1 pseudogene is annotated in these 1,171 nt (G+C 68.7%); it reads right to left on the reverse strand.

The window, feature by feature from the left end:
- Positions 1 to 1,040, reverse strand: a pseudogene (locus AC1DT2_RS24005) (hypothetical protein); the annotation flags it as partial.
- Between the last annotated feature and the right edge of the window lie 131 nt (positions 1,041 to 1,171).

Genomic DNA, 1,171 nt, shown 5'->3' on the forward strand with positions numbered 1-1,171 from the left:
GCATAGGAGCGCAAGCCCAGCGTCTCGACCAGGGGGTCGGCGACGGACGTGTCGCCGCCGTCGCCCAGATGCGAAAGCGTTTCACCGCCCAGGCAGATCTTCAGCAGCGGCAAATCGGTCGCGTCGGGCCATTCGACCAGGCCCGGACCGTTCCAGATGCGCGTAAGCACCTCCGGTCCGAACTCACTTTCCGGCAGGGCGGACCACACGGCGACGACATCCAGTTCGAGCGCGTCGGCGAGCATGGCGGCGGCCTCGCCCATGCCCTCATCGTCACTGGGACAGGCATCCAGCACCGACAGGAGGGACAAGGCCCTTCCCGCCATCTCGACGGCGCGAAGGTCACGAAATGCAACCGCAATACGATGGGCACCGCGATCGACCAGATGGCGTACATCGACCTCGCCGGCGATGTCACTGCCATCGAGCCGGCGCAACGTGCAAGCCATGCTGTCGCCATCGGGCACCGGCCAGACCGCACCGCCGTCCATCTTGAACAGGTCGGTGAGCAGGCGGCCGTGCACGGGGCCATCGCCGGCCATCAGCCGATTCATCGCGGTGCCGCTTTCGATCACGCAGCCGTCGGGTGTCGATGCAACCACCCAGGCCGCGCCGGCCTCGAAGGCAAACCGATAGTCCAGTCCGCTGGGCTCGCTGGGAACGACCGGCGCCTCGGCGCCGATCGCCGCGCGGACGCGTTGGGCGAGTTCAGCCGCGATGGCGTTCTCACGAAGCCAGTCGGAGCTGTCTTCCGGGGCAACGCCAGGCGCCTCGCCGACGACGTAGACCACGGGCAGCCGCGAGTACGCGGCCGAGCCACGAAGGATGCGCAGGCCCTGGGCCATGTCGGCCGTGCCGTCCGCACCGATCACGGCCACATGCAGCGGTGGTGCATCCGCCAGCAGGGCTTCGAGCTGCGCGGCGTCGCGAGCGCTCAGCAGAACGAAATCGCCATCCGCGTCGAGGGCGTCGAAAACGGCGCGACGCACATCGCGGCGCGGGGTAAATATGAGTACGCCACTGGGTTCCGGCGTCGACATGCGCGCGCTCAAACGATCCACCGGCCGTCACGCAGGCGCGGCGCGGCGGAGCGGGCACGCCAGTCGGCGTCGACGCGGATGATGTCGTCCTCGAACGTGGCAAGCAGGCTTGGGCTGGCGCCCATCAGCAC

It is taken from the genome of Luteibacter sp. P4_E6, assembly GCF_056401535.1.